The following is a 24,586-nucleotide window of genomic DNA, read 5'->3' as shown; positions in this document are numbered from 1 at the left end:
GGCCAGGCCCTTTGGGGTTCCGCCGGAGTGGGCCCGTTCCATGGTGACGCGACGTTGGAGAGTCGCTTGTGCCACGCCGCACAGCTGGTGGCCACCTCGGGCCGCTGGTGACAACCCGGCGCTCGACAGGCTACGGGCGCTCGCCGTCCTCGCGGTGCTCGGCTTTCACCCGGATGCCCTGTCCGGCGGGTGTCTCGGCGTCGACGTGTTCCTCGTACTCGGCGGGTTTCTGATCACCGGTCTGCTGCTGGCTGAACGGGACCGCCCCGGCACCGTCCCTCGGGCCACTTCTACGCGCGGCGTGCCTCGCGCGGCGGCGGCGGCCGAAGTGGGCGGCGAGCCCCCCACGGTCCCGCCCGACGTAGCCCCGGCCGGGCCATCCTCGCTCCCGGGCCGGTGGCCTAGTGCAGCGCCGGCTCCGCTCCCTTGCAACGGAGAGTGACGTATGAGCGGCTGCACTCGATGAGTCCGAATCGACCCCCGGCACGGTCGCAGGCGCGGCCGCGCCGGGGTGCGCCGATCCGCGGGGTGCGCCGATTTACTTGGGCGCCATCCGGATCGCGCCGTCGAGGCGGATCGTCTCGCCGTTGAGCATCGGGTTGGCGATGATCTGGGTGGCGAGCAGGCCGTACTCGTCGGGGGAGCCCAGCCGGGAGGGGTGCGGCACCTGCTGGCCGAGGGAGATGCGGGCCGGCTCCGGCAGGGAGGCGAGCAGCGGAGTGTCGAACAGGCCGGGGGCGATGGTGACCACGCGGATCTTCAGGTTGGCCAGGTCGCGGGCGATGGGCAGGGTCATGCCGACGATGCCGCCCTTGGAGGCGGAGTAGGCCGCCTGGCCGATCTGACCCTCGAACGCCGCCACTGACGCGGTGTTGATGATGACGCCGCGCTCGCCCTCGGTCTCCTCGGCCTTGCTGATCCGCTCCGCCGCGAGCCGGATGACGTTGAACGAGCCGATCAGGTTCACCCGGATGACCCGCTCGAAGATCTCCAGGGGGAACGGCCCCTCCTTGCCCAGTGTCTTGGCGGCGTTGCCGATGCCCGCGCAGTTGACGGCGATCCGCAGCGGGCCGAGTTCGGCAGCAGTGTCCAGCGCAGCGGTGACGTCCGCGGGGGAGGTGACGTCGCCCGGGCTGAAGCGCACGGCGCTGCCGAACTTCTCCGCGACCGCGGCGCCGTTGGAGCTCGGGAGGTCGAGCAGGACGACGCTCGCGCCGGCGTCGACGAGCCGGGTGGCGGTGGCGAGGCCGAGGCCGGACGCCCCGCCGGTCACCACTGCGACTGAATCCGCGATCTGCACGTGAGTTCCTCTCGGAAGGACGGTGGCCCGGGGCCGGCCAGGCCAGCTGGTGCGGCGGCCCGATCGTCGGCAGGTGGGGCCCGCGACGAATGGATCGCCTAAAAGTGTAAACAGTTGACTGTATTGTCTCGGCCGCTGCCGCCCCGGAGGGTGGGCAGATGGGCCGGAATTCGGGTTCTGATAGTTAACTTAGTGCTCTAATGGTGAGGTGTGCACCGTGGTCATCGAAACAGTGCGGAACGCTGCGGCGGATCACTGCGTGGCTGCGGTGGCACCCGCCGGTACGCCGTCCCGGACGGGCCGCGCGGGCTGGCGAACGAACCGTCGACCACCTGACGTACGGTCCCACATCGCCCCGTTCGGTGCCGCTGTCGGGCGAACAGCTCCGGGACCCGCCGCCATCCGACCAGCGAGAGGCTTGTGATCGAGACATGGCACACCGCACCCTCGACGACACCACGACCGGCACGTTCCCTCTGGCCGGCCACACCGTGCGCCGCCTCGGCTTCGGCGCGATGCGGATTTCCGGCGCGCGCAACGCCGAGGGGGTCCGCGACCGCGCGGAGGCCGTCGCGCTCACACGCCGGGTGTACGAGCGCGGCGTCAACCTGATCGACACCGCGAACATCTACGGCTACGGCGAATCCGAGGAGATCATCGCCGAGGCGCTGCACCCGTATCCCGACGACCTGCTCATCACCACGAAGGCGGGCTTCCGGCCCGGGAAGGTCGCTGCGGGGGCGACCAGCCTGCCGCCGCTGGGCCGCCCCGAGCACATCCGGACCGAGTGCGAGGCGAGCCTGCGCCGGCTGCGGGTCGAGGCCATCGATCTCTACCAGGTGCACGTCCCCGACCCGCAGGTGCCCTACGAGGACACCGTGGGCGCGTTCGTCGATCTCCAGCGAGAGGGCAAGGTCCGTCACATCGGGGTGTCGAACGTGACGCCCGCGCAGCTCGCCCTGGCCCGTTCGCTCGCCGACGTGGTCAGCGTGCAAAACCGCTACAACGCCGGGGACCGGGCGGCGGAGGCGGTGCTGGCCGTCTGCGAGCGCGACGGGCTCGCGTTCCTGCCGTGGGCGCCGGTGCTGGTCGGCGAGCGTCTCGGCGCGGTGCTCGACACCATCGCCGCCGCGCACGACGCGAACGCGGCGCAGGTCGCGCTCGCCTGGCTGCTGCGTCGCTCGCCGGCACTGCTGCCGATCCCCGGCACGTCGAAGACCCGCCATCTCGACCAGAACGTCGACGCCGCCTGGGTGGCGCTCACCGACGACGAGGTTGCCGCCATCGGCACCGCGACCTCCGCCGGCGTCGCGACCTCCGCCGGCCACTCCGCCTCTGCCGGTGCCGGCGGCCCCGCGGGTGGCTGGGGCCGGTGAGTCTCCCGGCGGCGAACCTGCTCAAGGCCGTTGTCGGCGGCGCCGCGCGCGGCGGCGCCGCCGATTCGATCTGATCCGCCCAGGACGCCCGCGGCGCCCGGCGGTGCGGTTCCTACTGGTGGGCGCGCGGGTTGGGCGCGAGCTGCCCGCGGGCGAGCTGCCCGAGGAAATCGGTGTTGTCGTAGAAGTGCTGAGTTTCGGTGAGACGGAGGTCGTCGGTCACGTGGGCCACCGTCACGCCGTACATCTCAATACGCTCGCCGGTTGGCTCGACTCCCTTGTAGGGGCCGCTGAAGGTGCCCCAGTGCCGCCACTTGAAAGCGATCACGGGCGGCGGCGAGTAGACCTCCAGGACCTCCCAGAAGAAACCGCTGGGGAATGCCTCGTGGAACACGTCGTGCGACGACTCGAAGGACTCGTCGTTGGCCGAGTAGTACGGGTTCTCCCCGATCAGGACGTTGTAGCTGCCCCGCTCGGCCAACTCGGCACTGCCTACCTTCGGGCCGCCATTGACGCTGACCCTGACCTTGTCAGCGACCATGCTGACCCATTCGGAGGGGTTCTTCTTGTGTGACAGCTCCATCTCGAAGACCTGCACGACCCGCTCCACGATGTCCGCGAGCGAACCGGGCTCGTGGTGCACGGAGCGTTCCGCCGGCATGTTCTGGTGGGACAGGTGGTAGTCCGGTGGCTCTCCATCACGCCATGTCACGCCTTGCGATGCTGCGATCACCGCATCTCGACCCTGTACGTGTAGCGGCTGAGCTGCCGCGGCGTTGTCGGTCACGCCGTCTTCCTCCGATTGTCGGAAACCGCGAAATATGGGGTCCGTGGCCGCGCGGACGTCTCGCGGGCCACCTTGAGGAGAGAATGCGGCCGGAAATCGTCCCCCGGCCCGAGCGTCGATGACTGATCGACATGAACATCCTACATTTTGTGGCCAGTGGCCGGTGATAGGGACGAAAGTCCGCCCGGGATAGCTACCTGCGGTAATCGACAGGCGGGCTAGGATCTCCTGCTCCGCGGTACGGCTCGCGGCAGTCCGGCCGGAATCTCGGCGTATTCCCTGCTCAGGCGGCCACGCCGGCACCCGGGGGTGGCGCGCAGGCCGCGCTGGCGGCGTCTGGAGCGTGCCGACGCACAATCCGATGGACACCGCGCGTGTCGAGGGTCGCCCGCGATGGCACCCTCGTCCTAGGCACGAATCAGGTAATGCGGTAGTGGCGGCCCGTGTCGCGGCGGGCTGGCTGGCCCGCCATCGGGAGGCGGCCTGGCCTGTCGGGGGCGGGTCGATCGGCCCGCCGGCGGCGTCGCGTAGATCCCGGTCGGAGGCACCCTATGAAACCGTCCGGGTGCTGTCCGTATCGGAAGGCCCGCTTGCCGGTCGGCGTGCGTGTCGTGCCGTGCTCCGGCATCTTCAAAGAATACTTTGTTAACTACGTCAGTCGTTCATCTGCCTGGCCCTGGCGGCATGATGAAACGGGCGCGGCGGTCGTCGGCAGGCCCCGCCATCAGGAGGAGAGCGGATGAAGATCGACGCAAACCTGTCGGACGACCTCGCGGCGACGCCGGCGGGCGCGGCGCGCATCGAGAAGGAGGGCTACGCCGGCATCTGGGTGGGGGAGACCCGCCACGACCCATTCCTGCAGACGCTGCAGGCGACCAACGCGACCTCGACCGCGAGCGTCGGCACGTCGATCGCGATCGCCTTCGCGCGGACCCCGATGACGCTGGCCTACCTCGGCTATGACCTGGCCCAGTACAGCGAGGGCCGGTTCATCCTGGGCCTGGGCTCGCAGATCAAGCCGCACATCGAGAAGCGGTTCTCGATGACCTGGTCGCACCCGGCCGCCCGGATGCGCGAGCTGGTCCTGGCCACCCGGGCGATCTGGGACGCCTGGCAGAACGGCACCAAGCTCGCCTTCCGCGGCGACTTCTACACCCACACCCTCATGACGCCGTTCTTCGCACCGTCGCCGCACCCCTACGGCCCGCCGCCGGTGTACCTCGCCGGCGTCGGCGAGGGCATGACCGAGGTCGCCGGCGAGGTGGCCGACGGCTTCTTCGTCCACCCGTTCAGCACGAAGAAGTATCTGGAGGAGGTCACCCTCCCGGCGCTGCTGCGCGGGCGGGCCAAGGTCGGCAAGGTCGATCTGGACGGCTTCGCGATCGCCGGGCCGTCGTTCGTGACGGTCGGGCGCACCGAGGAGGAGCTGGCGGCGGCGGTCTTCGGGACCAAGAAGCAGATCGCCTTCTACGCCTCCACCCCGGCCTACAAGGCCGTCCTCGACGTGCACGGCTGGGGCGACCTGCAGCCGGAGCTGACCAACCTGTCCAAGCGCGGCGAGTGGGACGGCATGGCCGACCTCATCACCGACGAGATCATGCACACCTTCTCGGTCGTCGGCACGCCGGAGGAGGTCGGCAAGGGCCTCATCGCGAAGATCAGCGGCATCTACACCCGGACGGCCTTCTACGACACCTGGAAGGCCGACCCGGCGATCTGGCCGCTGCTGCTCGACGCCGCACGGTGAGCCGCCCCGCCGCAACCGCCCGTCCCGCCGCAGCGGACCGTCCCGCCGAGGCGGGCCCGAGCCCCGACCCGGCGGCCGTCGCCTCCTTCGACCTGCACGGCCGGGTCTCGCTCGTCACCGGGGGCAACGGCGGGATCGGCCTCGGCATCGCCGAAGCGCTGGCCGCCGCCGGGGCGGACGTCGTCATCCTCGGCACGAACGAGCGCAAGAACGCCGCCGCGGAGCAGACCCTCGCCGCGCACGGCGGCAAGGTGCTCGCGCTGCGCTGCGACGTCGGCGACGAGGCGCAGGTCATCGACGCGTTCGAGCAGGCGGTCGGCGCGTTCGGGCGGATCGACTCCTGCTTCGCGAACGCCGGCATCGGCGGGGAGCCGATGCGCTTCACCGACCTGACTCTCGACCAGTGGCACCAGGTGCTGCGGATCAACCTGGACGGGGTGTTCCTCACCTTCCGCACCGCGGCCCGGCACCTGGTCGCCGCCGGCGCGGGAGGCAGCCTCGTCGCGGTGTCGAGCATCATCGGAACCAACCGGGGCTTCGCCCGGACCCAGGCGTACGGCACCGCGAAGGCGGCGCTGTCCGGCCTGGTCCGCAGCTGCGCGGTCGAGCTGAGCCGCGACGGCATCCGGGTCAACGCGATCCTGCCCGGCTACATCCGCACCGCGCTGGCCGACGACCTGCTCGACGACGAGAAGTTCGCCGCCCGCTCGCTGCCGCGGCTGCTCGGCCGGCGCTGGGGCACCCCCGCGGACCTGGGCGGCATCGCCGTCTACCTGGCCTCGGAGGCGTCCCGCTACCAGACCGGCGAGCAGATCGTCGTCGACGGCGGCTACATCCTGTCCTGACCTCACCCGGGCTCCCGATCCCACCCGCCCCCGTGGCACATCCCCGCCGCGGGGGCGGGTGGCCCGGGAGCGCGGCCGCCGGCGTCGACCACCTCACGGCAGGGTGGTCATGCCCCGCGCGCCACGCCCCCGAAGATTGTCGCCAACTTAGTACACTTAGTTTACTCTTGCTGGGGCCGGGCTCCGGGAGATCCAAGGGCTGGCCGTCGTCGAACCGCCGAGGAGCTGCGCTTCATGGATGAGAAGTCCGCCGTGGGCTACCGCTGCTTCGAGGTCGATGTCACCGGCCGGGTCGCCCAGCTCGTGCTCAACCGGCCGGCGGCGCTCAACACGCTGCTGCCGGAGTTCTGGCGGGAACTCCCCGATGCCGTCGGGCGGCTCAGCGACGCCGGCGACGTGCGGGCGCTGATCATCTCCTCGACCGGCCGGCACTTCTGCGCCGGGATGGACCTGGCCTCGTTCGAGCACACCGACCTGCTGCCCAGCGGCGACCCGGCGCGTGCCAACGCCGGCCGCAAGCGGCTCATCACCCGCATGCAGGACGCCTTCACCGCGCTGGAGCGGGCCCGGATGCCGGTCCTCGCGGCCGTGCAGGGCGGTTGCCTCGGCGGCGGCCTCGACCTGATCACCGCCTGCGACCTGCGGTACGCCACCGCCGACGCCTTCTTCGTCGTCCAGGAGACGAACATCGGCATCACCGCCGACCTGGGCACCCTGCAGCGCCTGCCGACCCTCATCCCGGCCGGAGTGGCCCGGGAGCTGGCCTACACCGGATGGCGCCTGCCGGCCGCGCGGGCTCGGGAGCTCGGCCTCGTCAACGAGGTGTTCGGCGACCACGACGCGCTGCTCGCGGGGGTTCGCGAGATCGCCGCCGAGATCGCCGAACGCAGCCCGCTGGCGGTGTGGGGCAGCAAGGAGAGCCTGCTCTACGCCCGCGACCACGACGTCGCCGCCGGGCTGGACCAGATCGCGACCTGGCAGACCGGGGCCTTCCAGGCCGAGGAGGTCGCCGAGGCGCTGCGCGGACGCGCGGGCGGCCACCCGCCCGACTACCCGGACCTGCCGGCGGTCCCGCCATTGTGACCGGCGCTCGGAATCCCACTGCTGCGAACGAGGAGCTGCGATGGTCGACGCCGATCCCGGCACCGATGATCTCCTGGTGGAGCGGGTGGACGGGGTCGCCGTCCTCACCCTGCACCGGCCGAAGGCGCGCAACGCGCTGACCGCCCGGCTGATCCGCGCCCTGCGGGCGGCGCTCGCCGCGGCGGACGCCGACGACGAGATCGCCGTCGTCGTCCTCACCGGCGCCGACCCGGCGTTCTGCGCCGGTCTCGACCTCGGCGAGGTGGCCGGCAGCGGCGAGAACCTGCGCCTGGCCCTGACCCGACCGGGCGACGGCGGCCTGCCGCCCGGGCTGCCCTGGAAGCCGACCGGCAAGCCGCTGATCGGCGCGATCAACGGCCCGGCGATCACCGGCGGCTTCGAGCTGGCGCTGCACTGCGACATCCTCATCGCCTCGGAGAAGGCGGCGTTCGCCGACACCCACACCCGGGTCGGCGTCCTGCCGAGCTGGGGAATGAGTGTCCTGCTTGCGCGGGCGATCGGCGAACGCCGGGCGCTGCGGATGAGCCTGTCCGGGGAGTTCCTCGACCCGGTGGCCGCCCGGGACGCGGGCCTGGTCAGCGAGGTCGTCGGGCACGACGACCTGCTGCCCGCCGCCCACCGCCTCGGCCAGCGCATCCGGGGGTCCGACCCGGCGACCCGGGCGGCCTTCCTCGCCTCCGTGCGGGCCATCGCGGCGCTGGGCACCGCCGACGCGTTGGCCGCCGAGTCGCGTGCTGCCGCGGCGTGGCTGGACCGCGGGTTCGACGCCGGCGGCGTCGCCGGCCGTCGCGCCGGCATCGTCGCCGGCAACCGGGGCCAGCTCGCCGACAGACCGGCCGCGAACGGCAGTCCCGCCGGGCCCGCTGCGTCCGGCTCGGTGGCTTCGGGGGACGCGGGATGACCGACGTCGACCCGCGGTTTCGTTCCCCCGAGGCCACCGTCGCCCAGCCCTGGGATCGCCTCGCCGCCGAGCTGGCCCGCCACGGGCTGCACCTGGACACCGACATCGCCCCCCGGCAGTTCGCCGGCGGCCTGGCGAACCTCAACTACCTGGTGTCCGTGGACGGCAGCCCGACCGTGCTGCGCCGCCCGCCGCCCGGGCCGTCGGCCGAGGGCGCCAACGACATGGCGCGCGAGTGGCGGGTGCTGTGCCGGCTCGGCGCGGGCTACCCACTCGCCCCGCGCGGGGTGCACTTCTGCACCGATCCCGCCGTCCTCGGCGCCCAGTTCCAGTTGCTGGAGTACCGCGACGGCGTCGCCGTCGGCGCCACCGTGCCGTCCGCGCTCGCCGCGGCCGCGCTGCCCGCGCCCCCCGCCCGGCCCGGCACGTCCAACGCCGGCACGTCCAACGCCGGCACGTCCAACGCCGGCACGTCCAACGCCGGCACGTCCAACGCCGGCACGTCCAACGCCGGCACGTCCAACGCCGGCACGGTCCCCGAGCGGCTGACCGCGATCCTGTTGGGGGCGATGGCCGCCCTGCATGCTCTGGATCCGGCGTCGGTCGGGCTCGGGGAGCTCGGCCGGCCCAAGGGGTTCCTCGGCCGGCAGGTGGAGGGCTGGGCGCGCCGGGCCGCCGCGGTGTACCCCGACGGCCTGCCGGCAGCAGCCGACGCGGTGATCGGCTGGTTGCGACACGCCGTCGCCGACGTGCCGGCGGGCGAGGTGCGGCTGATCCACTGCGATTTCAAGTTCGACAACATGCTCGTCGATCCGGTGACCCTGGCCTCGGTCGCCGTCCTCGACTGGGACATGACGACCCGCGGCGACCCCCTGTTCGACCTGGCGGTGCTGCTGTCCTACTGGATCGAGCCGGACGACCCGCCGGCCCTGCACGAGCTGCGCCAGGTGCCCTCGCTCGAACCCGGCTTCCCGCGCCGCGAGCAGGTCGCCGCGGCCTACTTCGCCGCGGCGGGCCGACCGCCGGCCGAGCTCGGCTTCCACCTGGCGCTGGCCCGGCTGCGGCTGGCGATCGCCTGGAGGCAGCTTTACCGGCGCTTCGCCGACGATCCGGTGGCCGGCCCGCGCTACGCCGCCTTCGCGCGGATCGCCGACGCCGTGCTCGGCTGGACGGCGGACCTGACCGGTTCCCGCACCTGACCGGCCCGGGTCCGGCCCCGCCGCACCCGGTATCGGAACCGTCCCGGCGCACCAGACCCATTCTGACGAGACCCCAGGGAAACATCATGATCGATTTCAGTCTGCCGCAGGAACTGGTGGATCTTCGGGAGCGGGTGCGGTCGTTCGTCGAGAACAAGATCGTGCCGTTCGAGCGCGATCCGCGGCTGACCGCGCACGGCCCCAACGACGATCTGCGCCAGGAACTTGTGGGCCTGGCGCGCAAGGCGGGTCTGCTGACCATCCAGGCGCCAAGGAGCTTCGGCGGCCGGGAGCTCACCCACGTCGAGCAGGCGGTGGTCTACGAGGCGGCGGGCTGGTCGACGCTCGGGCCGGTGGCGATGAACTGCGCCGCCCCGGACGAGGCGAACATGGCACTGCTGGCGAAGATCGCCGACTCGGAGCGGCAGGAGGAGTTCCTGCGGCCGGTCATCGAAGGCCGGGCGCGCTCGGTGTTCGCGATGACCGAGCCCGGCGGCGCAGGCTCCGACCCGAACCAGCTGCTCACCGAGGCCGTGCGCGACGGCAACGACTATGTGATCAACGGCCGCAAGTGGCTGATCACCGGGGCGAATGGCGCGCTGACCTGGATCATCATGGCCCGGGTGGCCCCCGGCGCCGACGGGCCGGGCGGCCCGACGCTGTTCCTCACCCGGGGCGACACCCCCGGCATCGAGGTGGAGCGGGTCATGAACACCATGGACCGCAACTACGTCGAGGGCCACGGCGTGGTGAACTTCCGCGACCTGCGGCTGCCCGCCTCCGCGCTGCTCGGCACGGTCGGCGACGCCTTCCGCTACGCCCAGCTCCGGCTCACCCCGGCTCGGCTGACGCACTGCATGCGCTGGCTGGGCGCGGCGGACCGGGCGCACAGCATCGCCGTCGAGCACGCCCGGACCCGCACGGCGTTCGGCCGGCCGATCGGGGAGCATCAGGGGGTGGGCTTCCAGCTCGCCGACAACGAGATCGCGCTGGACAACTGCCGGCTGGCGATCTGGCGCGCCTGCTGGCTGCTCGACCAGGGCGAGCAGGGCCGGCACGAGGCGTCGAAGGTCAAGTGCTACGTGTCCGAGGAGCTGTTCAAGGTCGCCGACCGCTGCGTGCAGGTCCTCGGCGGCATCGGGGTGACCGACGAGACCGTCGTCGAGATGATTTTTCGGGACATTCGGGCGTTCCGCCTGTACGACGGCCCGACCGAGGTGCACAAGCACGCCATCGCCCGGCGCCTCCTGCGGGCTCGGACCACCACCCCCGCCGTGCCGGCGCCGGCTGCCTCCGGCGTCCCCGTCGCCGGCTGAGCAGGCACCATGCAGGCTGGGACGGGATGATCCGTGCAGAGGACCTGTTTCATCCCGAAGCCGTGATCCATCCCGAAGCCGTGATCCACCCGCAAGTCGCGATCCACCTCGTCGGTGCGATCCACCCGAAGGAGCGATGATGCCCGACACCTCGACCCCCTCTCCCGCGGCTGCGTACGGCCCGTTGCACGGTGTGCGGGTCATCGAGCTGGCCGGCATCGGCCCGGCGCCGTTCGCGGCCACGCTGCTCACCGAGCTCGGCGCGGACGTCATCCGGGTGGACAAGCCGGCCACGGTGGGCACGCAGCCGGACTGGCTGACCCGCGGTCGCCGCTCCGTCGCCCTGGACCTGAAGAACCCCGACGACCACGCCGGCCTGCTGGAACTGCTCGACTCCGCGCACGTGTTCATCGAGGGCTACCGGCCGGGCGTCACCGAGCGGCTCGGCCTCGGCCCCGACGCGCTGCTCGCCCGCAACCCCGCGCTGGTCTACGGCCGGATGACCGGATGGGGCCAGGACGGCCCGTGGTCGCGCACCGCTGGCCACGACATCAACTATGTGGCGATCACTGGGGCGCTGGGCGCGATCGGCCGGGAGGACGGGCCGCCGCAGGTGCCGCTGAACCTGGTCGGCGACTTCGGCGGCGGGGCGCTCTACCTCGTCGTCGGCATCCTCGCCGCGCTGCACGAGGCGCGGGACTCCGGAAAGGGCCAGGTCGTCGACTGCGCGATCGTCGACGGGGTGGCGTCCCTGTCGGCGATGATGTGGTCGATGATCTCCCGTAAGGAGTGGGGCGAGCCGCGGGGCACGAACATGCTGGACACCGGCCGGCCCTGGTACGACGTCTACGAGACCTCCGACGGCGGCTGGTTCTCTGTCGGTCCCATCGAGGCGCAGTTCTACGCCAGGCTCGTGGAGCTGCTCGGCCTGCCGGAATGGGCGGACGCCCAGAATGACGCCAGCCGTTGGCCGCAGATGCGCGCCGCGTTCGCCACCGCGTTCGCCAGCCGCACCCGGGCGGAGTGGGAGCAGGTGTTCGACGGCACCGACGCCTGCGCCGCACCCGTCCTGAGCTGGTCGGAGGCCCGCGCGCACCCGCATCTGGCCGCCCGGGAGGTTTTTGTCGACCTGGGCGAGGAGGTGGCCCCGGCCCCGGCGCCGCGCTTCTCCCGCACGCCGGGGCGGGTCGCCGGCATGGGACCGGCTGTGGGCAGCTCCACCCTCGCGCAGGTGCGGGAGGCCTGGGGTCTGGCCACCGCGGACTGACCGGCGCGGCCGGTGTCGGGAAGGCCGGCGTCGGGAAGCAGGAGCGGATGGGTGATCCAGAAAGTATGGGGGAGTCGTGCAACCCGCAAGCGTGAACAATGCGAACAATGCGAACAGCGCGAACAGCGCGCAGCCGTCGGCAAAGCCGGCGGCCACTATTGTCGATCTACTGGAGTTGGAGGAGCTGGACCAGGACCTCTACCGGGCCCTGACGGTGTTCGAGGACCCATACTCCCTCTACGGTGGGCAGGTCGCCGCCCAGGCGCTTCTCGCCGCCGGGCGCACGGTGGCAGACGGGCGCGTCCCGCACTCGCTGCACGGCTACTACCTGCGCAGCGGAGACGCCTCCCGGCCGACGATCTTCCGGGTGGAACGGGACCGGGACGGCCGGTCGTTCTCCGCCCGCCGGGTCGTCGCCGTTCAGGGCGGCAAGGTCATCTTCAACATGTCGGCGTCGTTCCAGGTCCCGGAGGACAGCGACGATCATCAGGTCGACCCGATGCCCGACGCCGGCGACCCGACCACGGCCGAACAGCTGCGCTTTGGCCGGCTGTTCTCGATCGAGGGCCGGCTGCCGAAGCAGCCCTACGAGAACTCCGGGTGGCCCACCCGGGTGTGGGCGCGCAGCACCGTCGCGCTGCCCGACGACCGGCTGCTGCACGCCTGCGTCCTGACGTACCTGTCGGACACCTTCACCGGCCTCGCGGCGTTCCCCGGCGGCGCGGCCCTCTCGGGCGCGAGCCTCGACCACGCCGTCTGGTTCCACCGGCCGATCCGGATGGACGACTGGGTGCTGCTCGACCTGGTCCCCCGCTCGGCGGCGGGGGGACGCGGGCTGTACTCCGGCACGATCCACACCGCCGACGGGGTCCTCGGCGCGAGCCTGAGCCAGGAGGCGCTCTACCGCGTCCACCGCGAGTCCAGCCGGCCGAGGCCGATGCCCCCCACGCACTGAAGGGCGGTTCCGTGTACCTCAACGGCGAGCTGTATCTGCGGGACACCGAGGCGGAGGGCCGCACGGTGCTGGTGACCGAGCCCGCGTCGGGTGTGCGGGTGCTGACGATGAACCGGCCGGAGCGGCTTAACGCGCTGTCCGGGGAGCTGATCCGCGACCTGCACCAGGCCCTCGACGATGTGGCTGCCGACGAGGACTGCCGGGTCGTGGTCCTCACCGGCGCCGGGCGCGGGTTCTGCGCCGGCCTGGACCTGTACAGCGCGCCGGGGCGGCGGGCGGGCGAGGCCGACGCCTCACCGCAGGCCCGCCTGCACACCCAGCAGGCCATCGCCGCCCTCGTCCCCCGGCTGCGCAACCTCGCCCAGCCGGTGATCGCCGCGGTGAACGGGCCGGCGGCCGGCGGCGGGTTCGGCCTGGCGCTCGCCGCGGACATCCGAGTCGCCGCCACCTCCGCCCGGTTCAACGCCGCGTTCGTCCGCATCGGCCTGTCCGGCTGCGACATCGGGGTGAGCTGGCTGCTGCCCCGGCTGATCGGCGCCGGGCGGTCGCACGAGCTGCTGCTCACCGGCCGGCTCGTCGACGCCGCCGAGGCGGAGCGGCTCGGCCTGGTCAGCCGGGTCGTCCCCGACGGCGAGACCCTCGACGCCGCCCTGGAGATCGCCGCGCAGATCATGGCGAACAGCCCGATGGGCGTGTGGATGACCAAGGAGGTGGCCTGGAGCCAGCTCGAGGTCGGCAGCCTGCAGGCCGGCATCGACCTGGAGAACCGAACCCAGGTGATGACCGCCTTCACCCACGACCACACCGAGCAGATCTCGGCGTTCCGCGACAAGCGCGCACCGACATACACCAACACCTGAGTCCGCACCCGTTGAGTCCGCACCCGTTGAGTCCGCACCCGCTGAGCCCAGACGCGGTGAGTGCGCGCGGGCTCAGCGAGGCGGGAAGGCGTCGCGCAGGTGGTCGACGACGGCGGTGATCCGGGCGTCGCGTGCGGCCGTGGCGCGCGACCAGGCCAGGCCGAGCTGGAAGTCGATCTCCCCGGGGGCCAGCGGGACCAGGGCGAACACCGGGTCGGCGAACACCCGTCCGGCGGGCCCGGAGTTCACCGAGCCGGTCAGGGTGAGCTGGCGGGACCGGCGGATGGTGTTCGCGAGCAGCAGCAGGTCCTGCTCGCGCATGGTGACGACGTGCGCGTGACCGACCTGCTCCAACCGGTCGGTCAGCCGGCGCATGGCGACCGGCTGCAGCCGGGTGGGCGTCAGCAGGATCTCCCGGTCGCGCAGGTCGGCCAGGTGCAGGCAGGTCCGGGTCGCCAGCTCGTCGTCGGCGCGCATCGCGACGCGCAACCGGTAGGCGACCAGGGGTAGCACGTCCAGCGACGGATCGTCGACGGGCAGATGCACCAGGGCGAGGTCCAGCTCGCCGCGGTCCAGGGCCGGCAGCAGCTCGCTGGACGGGTTGTGGATCAGGTCGGCCAGACCACCGTCCAGGGCGTCCAGGGCGTCCAGGTCATCCAGGTCATCCGGGGCGTCCGGGGCATCCGAGGCGCGAGTCTGGCCCGGCGCACCGGCCAGGAACGCGCAGATGGTCGCGACCACTCGGTCGACGACGTGCGGCGGCGCGAAGTGGGTGGACCCCAGGCGCAGCGGCGCGAGCTGCCCGGCCGCCTGCCGGGCGGCGAAGCGCGCCTCCTCCAGACTGCGCAGCGCCGCCTCGATGCGCGGCAGCGCCGCCCGGCCCGCCTCGGTGAGCTCCAGCGAGTGATGACTCCGGACGAACAGCTCCACGCCCAGTTCGTGCTCCAGCGCGCGGATGCTGCGACTGACCGGCGACGGCGTCAGGTGCAGCCGCGTCGCCGCCCGGCCGACGTGGCCCTCCTCGGCGACGGTGACAAAGGCTCTGAGCTGTCCGATTTCCATGTCAGATCCACGTGACCATGCCGGTCGTCCGCTGTCAAAGCCGGCGGCCCGCCACGGCCGGGGTCAGTGGTCGAGGTAGAGCCAGCGGCGGCGGGTGGTGCCGGTCAGGACGCGGCCGAAGCGCAGGCCGGCGAAGTGCGGGGAGGCCACGGGGGTGCCGTCGGTTTCGATCTCCTCGATGAGGCGGGCGCGGGCGGCCTGGGCGGCGGGGCTGTCGGTGTCGAACAGCTCGATCTGTCCGGTGATCGGCGCGAGTTTCGACGCGGTGCGCCGGTCGGGTGCCGGCCCGTCGACGAAGTGGTGCCAGTCGGCGGCGTGGCAGCGGTAGGTGGCGTTCGGGAAGACCGGCTTGTCCTCCAGCGCGGTCCAACCGGTGCGGTCGCCGTGCAGGTGCGTGAGCAGCACATCGGTGACGTCAGCGGGCTGCACGCCGAGCGCGGTGAGGCTGTCGAGCAGGTGGCCGCCGTGGAAGCCGCGGGCGGAGAACGGGCCGAGGCCGGCATCGACGAGGACGGTCCGGTCGCCGGTGCGGATCAGGAACCCGTCGAGCGCCCTCTCGAACTCGCCCGCGGCGGTGAAGTGCTCGGCGTTGCAGTCCCAGTGCGCCTCGTCGCCGCCGGGCGGGGTGAGCACGTCGCGGGCTCGCACCCGGGCGTCGCCGTCCCACCCGGGCTGGTGGGCCCGACGCAGTTGGTGGCCAGGACGACCTCGTGGCGGCGGCCGGTGAGCCAGCGGCCGAGGATCTCCTCGGTGCGGCCGATGGTCTGCACCGTTCCGCCGAGCGGGTAGACGTCCGCGGTGTCAAGGAACGTGATGCCGCCGTCGGCGGCGCGGTCGGGCGGCTCGTGTCGGTGGGTCAGCCGCCGTTGGCGTTGGCGGTGGCGGTGACGTGGTCGCGCCAGGAGCGGCCGGGTTTCCAGCCGAACAGGGCGCGGGCCTTGGCGATGGAGATGCCGCCGGCGTCGGGGCGGTCCAGCTCCCGCAGCGGTGGGGCGTCCGCGCCGAACACCTCGGTGGTGAGTTCGGCGAGCGGGCGGCCGGCGATGTTGTCCGGCTGGGCGGCGTAGACGACCTCGTGGCCGGGGGTGTCGGCGGTCGCGGCCAGGGCGATCAGCTCGGCGAGGTCGTCGGCGTCGACGTAGGACCACTGGTTGAACGCGCCCCGGCGCGGGTTCGCGGCGACGCCGGCATGGACGGCCTCGTAGGCGTCGGGGGTGAGCACGAGGCTGGGGCGCACGGAGACGGCGGTGGCGTCGCTGCGGCGGACGAGGGCGTCGCAGATGTTCTCCCCGAGGGCCTTGGACAGGCCGTAGGCGTCCTGGGGGCGCAGCGGGTGGTTCTCGTCGACGGGCAGGTAGTCGGGCAGGAAGGGCCGTTCGGCGGTGACGAAGCCGGGGGCGGTCTCGCTGGAGGTGTAGATCAGGCGGGGCACGCGGGTGCGGGCGACCGCCTCGGCAATGTTGTACGTCGACTGGGTGTTGGTCGCGAAGATGACGTGCCCGGGATCGTGGGAGGGCTCGGGGATGCCGGCGGTGTGGATGACGACGTCGGGGCGGGTGCGCAGCACCACGGCGATGGCGTGGCCGTAGTCGGTGAGGTCGGCGCGCTGGTAGGGGTCGAACGGCGGCCCGTAGTGGGCGGCGGCGATGTCGGTGCCGGTGACCTGGTGGCCGTCGGCGGCCAGGCGCGCGACGACGCGGGAACCGATCTTCCCCCGGGATCCGGTGATCAGGACTCGCATGGCCACTCCTTCCGATCGTCGTCGGGTGGATCGGCGAGCGGCACGACGGTCGTCATACCGCTGTACCGCCCGCGGGCGGGGCGGCGGCGAGGAACACCGATCGGGCGTGGGAGAGCTCCCGGAAGCCGTGCACGCCGTGGTAGCGGCCCATGCCGCTGCTGCCGACCCCGCCGAAGGGGAGCTGGCTGTCGGCGAAGTGCAGCGCCCAGCCGTTGACGGTGACACCGCCGGACGAGGTGCCCGCGAGCACTGCGTCGACCAGGTCCCGGTCGTCGCTGTAGACGTAGATCGCCAGCGGCTTGCCGCCCGCGCGGACGTGCTCGACGATCTGAGCCTGGTCGGTGAAGGTCAGCACGGGCAGGATCGGCCCGAAGATCTCCTCGGTCAGGATCCGGGCGTCCGCAGGCACGTCCAGCAGCACCGCGGGCGGCAGGATGTGCCCGTCGGGATCCGGCACCCCGTTGTCGACCAGCCTCGCGCCGCGGGCGACCGCGTCGTCGAGGTAGCCGGTGAGCCGATCCAGGTTGCGCCGGTCAATGATCTTGCCGAGAGCCCCGGGTGCGAGTTTCCCGTCGGGGTAGAGGTTCTTTTCGACCCAGGCCAGGTAGTGGCCGAGGAACTCGTCGCGGGCCTCCTGGTGGATCAGCAGGTAGTCGGGGGACAGGCAGATCTGCCCGGCGTTGGTGTGCTTGGCCTGGGCGATCTGGGTGGCGGCCGTCGCCAGGTCGGTGGTCCCGTCGACGATCGCCGGGCACTTCCCGCCGAGTTCGAGGGTGACCGAGGCGAGATGGCGGGCGGCGCCGGCCATCACCACCCGCCCGACCGCGGGGCTGCCGGTGAAGAAGATGTGGTCGACGGGCAGCTCCAGCAGCGCGTTCGCCAGCTCCACCCCGCCGGTGAACACGGCGACGTGCTCCGGGGCGAAGACCTCCCGAATGATGCGCGCGCTGACCGTGGAGGTGGCCGGGGCGAGCTCGTTCGGCTTGACGATGGCGGTGTTGCCGGCGGCGATGATCGGTACCAGTGGCTGGAACAGCAGGCCGAACGGGAAGTTCCACGGGGCGAACAGCAGGCAGACCCCGCGGGCTTCGTACTGCACGAACTCCTCGGCCCCGGCGCCGAGGTACGGCGGCGGGGTCAGCGGGGTGGGCGCCGTCCACTCGGCGAGGTGGGCGCCGGCGTCGTCGATGTCGGCGAGCACCGCCGCCACCTCGACCGGGACCCGCGGGCGCGGCGGGCGCAGCAGGTCGGCATGCAGCGCGGCCCGGATCTCGTCGAGATGATCGGTGATCGCTGCCCGCAGCCGGGTGAGATGTCGGATCCGCTCCTCGACGGTCGACGTCTTCGTGATCCAGCGATGTCGACGCTGCGCGTCGAAGACCTTCTCGGCGTCGGTGCTGTCGGGTGTCTTGTCGGTCTCAGTGCTCATGGTTCTCCTCGCCAGGGCCGGCGGACCCGGCCGTGGGCGGCCGGTCGGGGTCAGCGGTTGCGCCAGTGGGGGGTGCGTTTCTCGGCGAAGGCGGCGAGGCCTTCGGCCATGTCCTCGCTGAGCAGGAGATCGTCGAGGGCGGGGGAGTCGTGGGCAACGGCGTCGTGTGGGTCGGCGATTCCGGCGGTCTCGTTCATGATCTGCAGGGAGACGCGTACCGAGGTCGGTGAGCTGGCGAGGATCTCGGCGGCGAGCGTGCGGGCGCCGTCGAGGGCGGTGCCGGCGGGGACGATCCGGTTGACCAGGCCGTGGGCGTGGGCTTCGGTGGCGTCGAGGCGGCGGCCGGTGAGGATCATCTCGGTGGCGAGCTTCGGTGGCAGGGCGCGGGGGAGGCGGACGAGGCCGCCGGCGCCGGCGACGAGGCCGACGCGGACCTCGCTGAGGGCGAACTGGGCGGTGGTGTCGGCGACGACGAGGTGGCAGGCCAGGGCGATCTCGCAGCCGCCGCCGAGGGCGTAGCCGTTGACGGCGGCGATGACCGGCTTGGTCATGTGCCGGCGGCCGGTGAGCCCGGCGAAGCCGGTCAGCGGCACGGAGCCGCGTTTGCCGCTGGCCGTCCAGATCAGGTCGTTGCCGGCGCTGAACGCGGTGTCCCCGGCGCCGGTGATGATCGCGACCCACAGGTCGGGGTCGGCGAAGTAGGCGTCGAAGACCTCGTCGAGCTCGGCGTTCGCCGGGGGGTGCAGGGCGTTGCGGGCCTGCGGCCGGTTGATGGTGACTTCCACCAGGTGGCCGTCGCGGCGGACGAGGACATGGTCGTACTCGTCGCGGAAACCGGGGGTCCGGGCGGGCAGGAGAGCGTCGAGTGCGGTCCGGTTGAGCGCCGCCCGGTTGCCGGTGGCGGTGGCGCGCACGAAGATCCGCTCGCCGAACGGGGACTCGCCGGCGAGCAGGTCGAGCAGGTCGGTGTCGCCGCGCACGGTGGTGGCGAGGAAGCGTCGGTGGTCGCGGTCGAGGCGGCCGACGACGATGCCGGTGCGGCGCCCGTCGCGGCCGTGGGTGATGGTGAACGTCTCGATCGTCGCCCAGCCGTCGGCGCGGGTCGTCACCTCGACCGGCTCCCAGGAGTCGATCTCCGCCTGGAGGGTGGCGCTGCTGTCGGGCCGCCACGGGGTGGGAGTGGTCGTGTAGACGCCGACGGAGTACTTCGACAGGGAGCCGCCGTTGGCGCCGACGAGGCCGTGGCCGCCGGGGGTGGCGCGTAGGCGGGTGACGGTTTCGGCGATGGCGTGCATCGAGTAGTTGTTGCCGGCGCCGCCGAAGAACGGCAGGCCGCCGGTGAGGGTGAGGCCGCGGGGGTCGTCGGGGGCGAGGCCGAGGCCGTCGCAGAGGTTGAACACGGCGATCGGGAAGCAGCTGTACAGGTCGAAGGTGCTGATCTGGTCGAGGGTGATGCCGGCGAGGTCGAGGGCGTGGCGGACGGCCATGATCGCGGCGGGGCTGGTCGAGAGGTCGGCGCGGGCGAGCAGGTCACGTTCGCGCAGGTCGGCGTGGCCGGGCAGGAACACCCACCGCTGCGCGGGGACGCCGAGGCGGCGGGCGGTGCCGACCGAGGTGAGCAGGACGGCGGCGCCCTGGTTGACCTGGTCGCGGGCGACGACGAACCGTGGGAACGGATCGGCGATCATGCGGTTGCGTTCGGTGATGGTGGCGAGTTCCGCGGCGTCGCGCTCCACCGGTGCGGCGGCGTGGGGGTTGGCGGCGGCGACCTTCGTGAACGGCGCGAACAGCGCGCCCATCGCGAGGGCGTAGTCGGCGCGGGACAGCGTCAGCCGCGCCCGCCGGGCGTTCTCGAACAGCGCGTACTGGCTCGGCGCGCCGAGCAGGCCGTGGGCGGCGTGGTAGCGCGACGACAGGCCGGCCAGCCCGTAGCCGCGGTCGTCGAGCTGGCCGCCGACGTGCTCGGTGAAGTCGGGCCGGTCGGGGGCGTCCGCGAACGCCCGGGCGGTGGAGATCGCCTCCGAACCGAACAGCAGCACGACCTCGGGCCCGGCGCCGGTCGCGATCGCCGCGGCGAACTCGTTGACGAGGTGCTGCGGCGACTGGCCGCCGACGACCTCCAGCACGGCCCGCGCCGGATCCGCGCCGAGGCGGGCGGCGACCGAGCGCGGGTAGTTGTCCGACCGGCCCAGCGGTGCCTTCGCCCGGGGGCCGGAGATCTCGAACTGGCGGACCCCCGCGACCGTGTCGATCGCGGCCGGATCGATGCCGGCGTCGGCGAGCGCCCGCCGGGCGGCCGCGGCGGCCAGGTCCACCGCGGACAGCCGCGCGTAGCCGGGCCGGCCGGGCTGCTCGGCGTGCTGGCCGACCCCGACCAGCACCGGCGTCGCGGGGGCGAGGCCGTCAAGGTCGTTCAACATGTCTCCTGCTCACGGTGATCGTGCTGCTCCGGCCGCTCGTGCCGCTCGTGGCTGTCGTGTCGCACCGTCATGCCGAGGCCGCGGCGGGCCGTGGGGCTTCGAGCACGCCCGCGGCGACCAGCTTGTCGATGTCCGTCGGCGACAGGCCGAGCACGCGCTCCGCCAGCGCGCGAGTGTGCTCCGCGATCAGCGGGGCCGGGCCGGTGAGCGGGCCGGCGACGCCCCGGTAATGGGCCTCACCGCCCAGGGTCAGCAACGGCGCCGGGAGCTGCGGCTGGTTCTGCTCGACCAGGAAACGGCGCGCGTCGAGCTGCGGGTCGGCCGGCAACTCGTGCACCCGCAGCATCTGCCCGGCGGCCACGCCGTGCTCCTGCAGTCGGCGGGCGGCCTGCGCCGGAGTGAGGGCCGCGGTCCAGCGGCCCACCGCGGCGTTGATCTCCGCCCGGTGAGCGTCGCGGCCGGCGGCGGTGGCGAACCGAGGATCGTCCCGCCACTGCGGCTGACCGACGATGCCGGCGAGCCGGCCGAACGCCCCGTCGACGCCGACGTCACCGCCGACGTCACCGCCGACGTCGATGACGCACCACTCGTCGTCCCCGGCGCAGGCGAACAGGCCGCGCGGGGCGTCGCCGCGCCGGTCGTTGCCCTGGGCGTGGACCGAGCCCGGCCGCAGGTACTCCTCGGCGAGCCCGGCGCCCATCTGGTAGAAGATCGTCTCGATCTGGGCGGCGCTCACCGTGCCGCCGCGGGCGGTGCGCCGTCGGCGCAGCAGCAGCGCCAGCACCGCCACCGCGCTGACCCGGGCGGCGACATGATCGGGATAGATCGTGATCGCGTCGCAGAACCCGTCCGGGAGGTCCGGGTAGCGCCACAGCTCGCTGAGGCCCGCCGTGGCCCGCGCCAGCGGGCCGTAGCCGAGGCGGCGGCTCCACGGGCCGGTCGAGCCGAACGCGCTGCTGTCGGCGACGATGATCCCCGGGTTCACCTGGGCGAGCTCGTCATAGCCGAGTCCGAGCGACGCCATGGTGCCCGGGCGGAAGTTCGACAGCACCACGTCCGCGGTCGCGGCCAGCCGCAGGAAGATCTCCCGGCCGCGCGGGCCGCGCAGGTTCAGCCCCAGGCTCGACTTGTTGCGGTGGCCCCAGGCGAAGCTCTCGCTGATCTGCGCGCCGCTGCGGTTCTGCCGCGAGCCGTCCGGGAACGTCCGGTTCTCGACCTTGATCACCTCGGCGCCGTGATCGGCGAACAGCCGGCCCAGCTCCGCCCCGACGACGATCACCCCGAGGTCGAGCACCCGCAGGCCGGTGAACGGATGGCGCGCAGCCGCCGCCGCGCCTCCTGGGTCGCCTGGGTCGTCCGTGCCGCCTGGGTCGTCCGTGCCGCCTGGGTCGTCCGTGCCGCCTGGGTCGTCCGTGCCGCCTGGGTCGCCCGTCCGCCGGGGACCTGGCCCGGGAGCCGGCCCGGGGGTGGCTGCGGTGCTGGCAATGGTGGCGAGGATCGCGGGGTCGCATTCGCCGAGTGGTGGGGGGCCGTACCGCCGGCCGGCCCGGATGCCGTCGATCTCCACCAGACCGTCGGTCACGGGCACCGTCACCCCCGGGGCGACCTCGACGGGCACGAAGGTCCGCCGTTCGCGGAAGTGCTCGCCGGCCACCACGCCGGCGGCGTCGAGCAGGGCGGCTGCGGGAACGCCGAACCCGATCGACTCGGCGACGATCGTCTCCCGGGTGCGTTCGGCGAACAGTTTCCCGATCAGGGGATAGAGCTCGCCGGCGGCGGCGAAGCGGGCGCCGAGGTTGTCGTACTTTGCCTCGGCGAACTGCGCTGGCTCGCCGAGCCAGCGGAACATTCCCTGCCACTGCCGCGCGGCGAGGATGCAGATCCGCACCCAGCCGTCGGCCGCGCGGAAGATCGGATACAGGTGGCGGGCGTCCGGCCGCCCCCGCGGGAGGTCACGCACCGTCGCCCCCGCGCGGGCGCTGCCCGAGATGCCGTAGCCCGGGTCGAGGACCTGGGCGACCGCCTCGAGCACCGAGAAGTCGACGACGTCGCCGCGCCCCGTGTCCAGCCGGTTGGCATACGCGACCAGGGCGGCCCAGGTGGCCTGCGCGGCGGCGCATTCGTCGGCCAGGAATTCCGGCGGCAGCAGTGGCGGCATACCGGGCAGTCCCGAGCGGGACAACAGACCGCCGATCGCCACGTGCACGTCGCTGCTGCCCGTCCAGTCCCGGTGGGGACCCGTCAACCCGAAGTCGGTGATGGAGACGACGACGAGGCCCGGTTGGGCGGCGAGCAGTCCCTCCGGGTCGAGGCCGCGTGCGAGCTGCTGGTCCGGACGGGCGGTGTGCAGCAGGATGTCCGCGGTCGCCGCCAGCGCGCGCAGCCGATCCCGGCCCGCCGGCGTGGTGAGGTCCACCACCGCGCTGTGCTTGTTGATCGAGTGGACCGCGAACGACAGGCTCGTCCCGTCGTCGGTGAACGGCCCCACCCGCCGCGAGGCCGCGCCGCCCGGTGGTTCGATCCGCAGCACCTCGGCGCCGAGGTCGGCGAGGTAGCGGCCGGTCGACTCGCAGCGGCCGTCCGCCAGATCCAGCACCCGCACCCCCGCCAGCGGCAATTCCACGCTGGGAGACCCAGTTCGGCCGGTCAACGGAACTCCTTTCGCCGCGGCGGTGGGAGCCGCGGCGCGGCGTCCCGGCCGGGCAGAGGGCAGGGCGCGCGTCCTCCCGTGCCGGCCGGTTCCAGCGAACACCCGGTGCCGCGGCGACGCTATTGCGTTGGGTGCCGAGCGGCCGTGCCAACAGACGCACGGTCGCCCGTCCGGCCTGCCGCCCGATGGTGGTCCCCCGCCGGCCGGCGGAATCCGCGGGACCACTGACCAAATGGCAAGACGACTATGAGCGGCCTCATTGTCATAGCCGGGATGGGCTAGAGGGCCAGTCAAATCCCCGTTTTCTGACTAGAAAGGTGGTGGTCACAACTACCCTGCCCTCTGTTGTTGGCCGGACGTTCACTCGGCGCTGCCACCCTCTGCTCGGCGCGTCGGATGCTCACGTGCGGCGCTGCGGTCACCGAAGGGAACGACATGGGGGATCACGAACACCGGGCGGTTCGTCCCGGCGGGCGTCGGAATCAGGGTTCAGCCGCACCGGTCCGCCGGTCGCTGCGGTCCGAGCGGTCCGACGCCGTTGCGCCGGTCGGCCGCCCCCGCGCGGTGGCGGTGCCCGCGCGATGACCGGGCCGCTCCTCGTCGGTGTCGATGCCGGCTGCGTCTCCCTGCGCGACGCCGACCTGCTCATCCACCGTCTGGTCGAGGTGTTGGACCTGCCCGGTGACACCGTCGCCTGCACCCACCTCGTCGGCGCGCAGGCGCCACACGTGGCCCTGTCGTTCGCGGTCTCGCCGACCTGGTGCGGGCCGGGCAGCTGGCGACGAGTCGCGCACCTCGCCGGTGAGCTCGCGATCGTGGAGCTGGCGGCGGCCCGGCGCGCCGCGGCGGCGGCGCGGGTCGGGACGGACCCGGTCGGGGGCCCCCTTGCCAGGCACACCCCGCGGGTGGGACCCCCGATCGGGGAGAGCCGGGAGACAACCGTCCGGACGGGGGCCATCGGCGCCGGTGGCTGGTCCGCCGGGCATGTTCCCCGCGGAACCGGCCAGGCAGCCGGGACCGCCGTCATCGACGGCGCCGCCGCCGGGACCGCCATCACCGATGGTCGTGCCGGGGGGTTCGGGGGCTCCGGCTCGCCCGGGGCGACGGTCGGGCTCGCCGTCGAGTTCCTCCGTGTCGGCGCGCTGGTCGCGGGGCCGGTCGGGCTGGCCTGCGGGACGGAGCGGATCGGGCCGCCCGAGCTCGCGGACGGCGCCGCGCAGGCCGTCGCGGATCACGCCAACCGGCAGGGCGGGCGGGCCGTCGTTTACCCGGGGGTCAGCCGGCTGCGCGGCACCGTGCTGGTGGAGACCGTGCTCGGGCAGACCGCCGTGGGCCGCGTCGTCGCGCCCGCCGGGCAGGCCGAGCCTCGCCGGTCGGACCTGCTTCGCACGCGGAACCATGTGCGCCCGGTCTGGCGCGACGGGGTGCTCACCCTTTTCGCCGCCGCCGAGCGCGGCCGGGTCTTCACACCGTTCGAAGTGCCCCACGTGGTCACCGTGAGCGGTTGGTAACGCGCCGATCACGAGCCTGCGTCGGCCCTCGCGGGCGCCTCTCCGCCTCGGTTAGGCTGCCGCACCGAAGTCAGTGGGTGCAGGTGAGTCAGTAGGTGCAGGTGGGGGCCTCGGGC

20 protein-coding genes and 1 pseudogene are annotated in these 24,586 nt (G+C 72.9%); 12 read left to right on the top strand and 9 right to left on the bottom strand.

Annotated elements, in window-relative coordinates:
- Positions 1-40: 40 nt before the first annotated feature.
- Positions 41-312: pseudogene (locus NBZ85_RS04860) on the top strand (acyltransferase family protein); the annotation flags it as partial.
- Positions 313-538: 226 nt separating this feature from the next.
- Here the strand turns inward: NBZ85_RS04860 and NBZ85_RS04855 are convergent.
- On the bottom strand, positions 539-1,300 hold the full coding sequence (locus tag NBZ85_RS04855) for a 3-hydroxyacyl-CoA dehydrogenase (protein WP_261557958.1): 762 nt from the start codon (positions 1,298-1,300) through the stop codon (positions 539-541).
- A 431-nt stretch (positions 1,301-1,731) separates the two neighbouring features.
- Here NBZ85_RS04855 and NBZ85_RS04850 point away from each other — a divergent pair, with 431 nt between their 5' ends.
- Positions 1,732-2,676: an aldo/keto reductase gene (locus NBZ85_RS04850; protein WP_261557957.1), complete on the top strand. Its 945-nt coding sequence runs from the start codon at positions 1,732-1,734 to the stop codon at positions 2,674-2,676.
- A gap of 112 nt (positions 2,677-2,788) precedes the next feature.
- Here NBZ85_RS04850 and NBZ85_RS04845 read toward each other — a convergent pair whose 3' ends face one another.
- The gene (locus NBZ85_RS04845) at positions 2,789-3,388 is read right to left on the bottom strand and encodes an ester cyclase (RefSeq protein ID WP_372517758.1); all 600 of its coding nucleotides are present in this window, start codon (positions 3,386-3,388) and stop codon (positions 2,789-2,791) included.
- An 814-nt stretch (positions 3,389-4,202) separates the two neighbouring features.
- Here NBZ85_RS04845 and NBZ85_RS04840 point away from each other — a divergent pair.
- The 9 genes from NBZ85_RS04840 (at position 4,203) to NBZ85_RS04800 (ending at position 13,657) form a co-directional block, all read left to right on the top strand.
- Positions 4,203-5,210, top strand: coding sequence for a TIGR03617 family F420-dependent LLM class oxidoreductase (locus NBZ85_RS04840; RefSeq protein WP_261557955.1), 1,008 nt, complete (start codon positions 4,203-4,205; stop codon positions 5,208-5,210).
- Positions 5,207-6,055 carry an SDR family NAD(P)-dependent oxidoreductase gene (locus NBZ85_RS04835; protein WP_261557954.1) on the top strand — a complete coding sequence of 283 codons (849 nt, stop codon included), beginning with the start codon at positions 5,207-5,209 and terminating at the stop codon, positions 6,053-6,055. Before NBZ85_RS04840 ends, NBZ85_RS04835 begins: the two co-directional genes overlap by 4 nt.
- Before the next feature lie 252 nt (positions 6,056-6,307).
- Complete coding sequence (locus NBZ85_RS04830; protein WP_261561554.1) at positions 6,308-7,138, top strand: enoyl-CoA hydratase-related protein; 831 nt, start codon at positions 6,308-6,310, stop codon at positions 7,136-7,138.
- Between the two features lie 40 nt (positions 7,139-7,178).
- Entirely contained in the window at positions 7,179-8,060 is an 882-nt protein-coding gene (locus tag NBZ85_RS04825) for an enoyl-CoA hydratase (RefSeq protein WP_261553919.1), read from the top strand.
- Complete coding sequence (locus NBZ85_RS04820) at positions 8,057-9,259, top strand: phosphotransferase family protein (protein WP_261561552.1); 1,203 nt, start codon at positions 8,057-8,059, stop codon at positions 9,257-9,259. Before NBZ85_RS04825 ends, NBZ85_RS04820 begins: the two co-directional genes overlap by 4 nt.
- An 86-nt stretch (positions 9,260-9,345) precedes the next feature.
- Positions 9,346-10,575 carry an acyl-CoA dehydrogenase family protein gene (locus NBZ85_RS04815; protein ID WP_261553917.1) on the top strand — a complete coding sequence of 410 codons (1,230 nt, stop codon included), beginning with the start codon at positions 9,346-9,348 and terminating at the stop codon, positions 10,573-10,575.
- Between the two features lie 139 nt (positions 10,576-10,714).
- Positions 10,715-11,842, top strand: a complete 1,128-nt coding sequence (locus tag NBZ85_RS04810; protein ID WP_261553915.1) for a CaiB/BaiF CoA transferase family protein — start codon at positions 10,715-10,717, stop codon at positions 11,840-11,842.
- A 76-nt stretch (positions 11,843-11,918) separates the two neighbouring features.
- The gene (locus NBZ85_RS04805) at positions 11,919-12,797 is read left to right on the top strand and encodes an acyl-CoA thioesterase (protein ID WP_372517649.1); all 879 of its coding nucleotides are present in this window, start codon (positions 11,919-11,921) and stop codon (positions 12,795-12,797) included.
- Positions 12,798-12,808: 11 nt separating this feature from the next.
- Positions 12,809-13,657 (top strand): enoyl-CoA hydratase/isomerase family protein, encoded by an 849-nt coding sequence (locus NBZ85_RS04800; RefSeq protein WP_261553914.1) that lies wholly within the window; start codon positions 12,809-12,811, stop codon positions 13,655-13,657.
- Between the two features lie 72 nt (positions 13,658-13,729).
- Here the strand turns inward: NBZ85_RS04800 and NBZ85_RS04795 are convergent, their stop codons facing one another.
- The 7 genes from NBZ85_RS04795 to NBZ85_RS04765 form a co-directional block, all read right to left on the bottom strand.
- Positions 13,730-14,719 carry a LysR family transcriptional regulator gene (locus NBZ85_RS04795; protein WP_261561551.1) on the bottom strand — a complete coding sequence of 330 codons (990 nt, stop codon included), beginning with the start codon at positions 14,717-14,719 and terminating at the stop codon, positions 13,730-13,732.
- Positions 14,720-14,782: 63 nt separating this feature from the next.
- Entirely contained in the window at positions 14,783-15,367 is a 585-nt protein-coding gene (locus NBZ85_RS04790; RefSeq protein ID WP_261561550.1) for an MBL fold metallo-hydrolase, read from the bottom strand.
- Positions 15,253-15,579, bottom strand: a complete 327-nt coding sequence (locus NBZ85_RS33690; RefSeq protein WP_498041232.1) for an aldo/keto reductase — start codon at positions 15,577-15,579, stop codon at positions 15,253-15,255. Before NBZ85_RS33690 ends, NBZ85_RS04790 begins: the two co-directional genes overlap by 115 nt.
- On the bottom strand, positions 15,576-16,460 hold the full coding sequence (locus NBZ85_RS04780) for an NAD-dependent epimerase/dehydratase family protein (protein WP_261553911.1): 885 nt from the start codon (positions 16,458-16,460) through the stop codon (positions 15,576-15,578). The genes NBZ85_RS33690 and NBZ85_RS04780 overlap by 4 nt, the downstream gene beginning before the upstream one ends.
- A gap of 52 nt (positions 16,461-16,512) precedes the next feature.
- On the bottom strand, positions 16,513-17,889 hold the full coding sequence (locus NBZ85_RS04775; protein WP_261553910.1) for an aldehyde dehydrogenase family protein: 1,377 nt from the start codon (positions 17,887-17,889) through the stop codon (positions 16,513-16,515).
- A 50-nt stretch (positions 17,890-17,939) separates the two neighbouring features.
- Complete coding sequence (locus tag NBZ85_RS04770; RefSeq protein WP_261561549.1) at positions 17,940-20,309, bottom strand: acetyl-CoA acetyltransferase; 2,370 nt, start codon at positions 20,307-20,309, stop codon at positions 17,940-17,942.
- 67 nt (positions 20,310-20,376) lie between these two features.
- A complete protein-coding gene (locus NBZ85_RS04765; RefSeq protein ID WP_261561548.1) occupies positions 20,377-22,959 on the bottom strand; it encodes a CaiB/BaiF CoA-transferase family protein in 2,583 nt (860 codons plus the stop codon).
- A 581-nt stretch (positions 22,960-23,540) separates the two neighbouring features.
- Here NBZ85_RS04765 and NBZ85_RS04760 point away from each other — a divergent pair.
- Positions 23,541-24,470, top strand: coding sequence for a hypothetical protein (locus tag NBZ85_RS04760; protein ID WP_261553907.1), 930 nt, complete (start codon positions 23,541-23,543; stop codon positions 24,468-24,470).
- Positions 24,471-24,586: the final 116 nt, after the last annotated feature.

It is taken from the genome of Frankia tisae (assembly GCF_025403405.1).
GTDB lineage: Bacteria > Actinomycetota > Actinomycetes > Frankiales > Frankiaceae > Frankia > Frankia tisai.
Note: the sequence above shows the minus strand (reverse complement) of the source record. Positions and strands in the feature narration are given on the sequence as shown.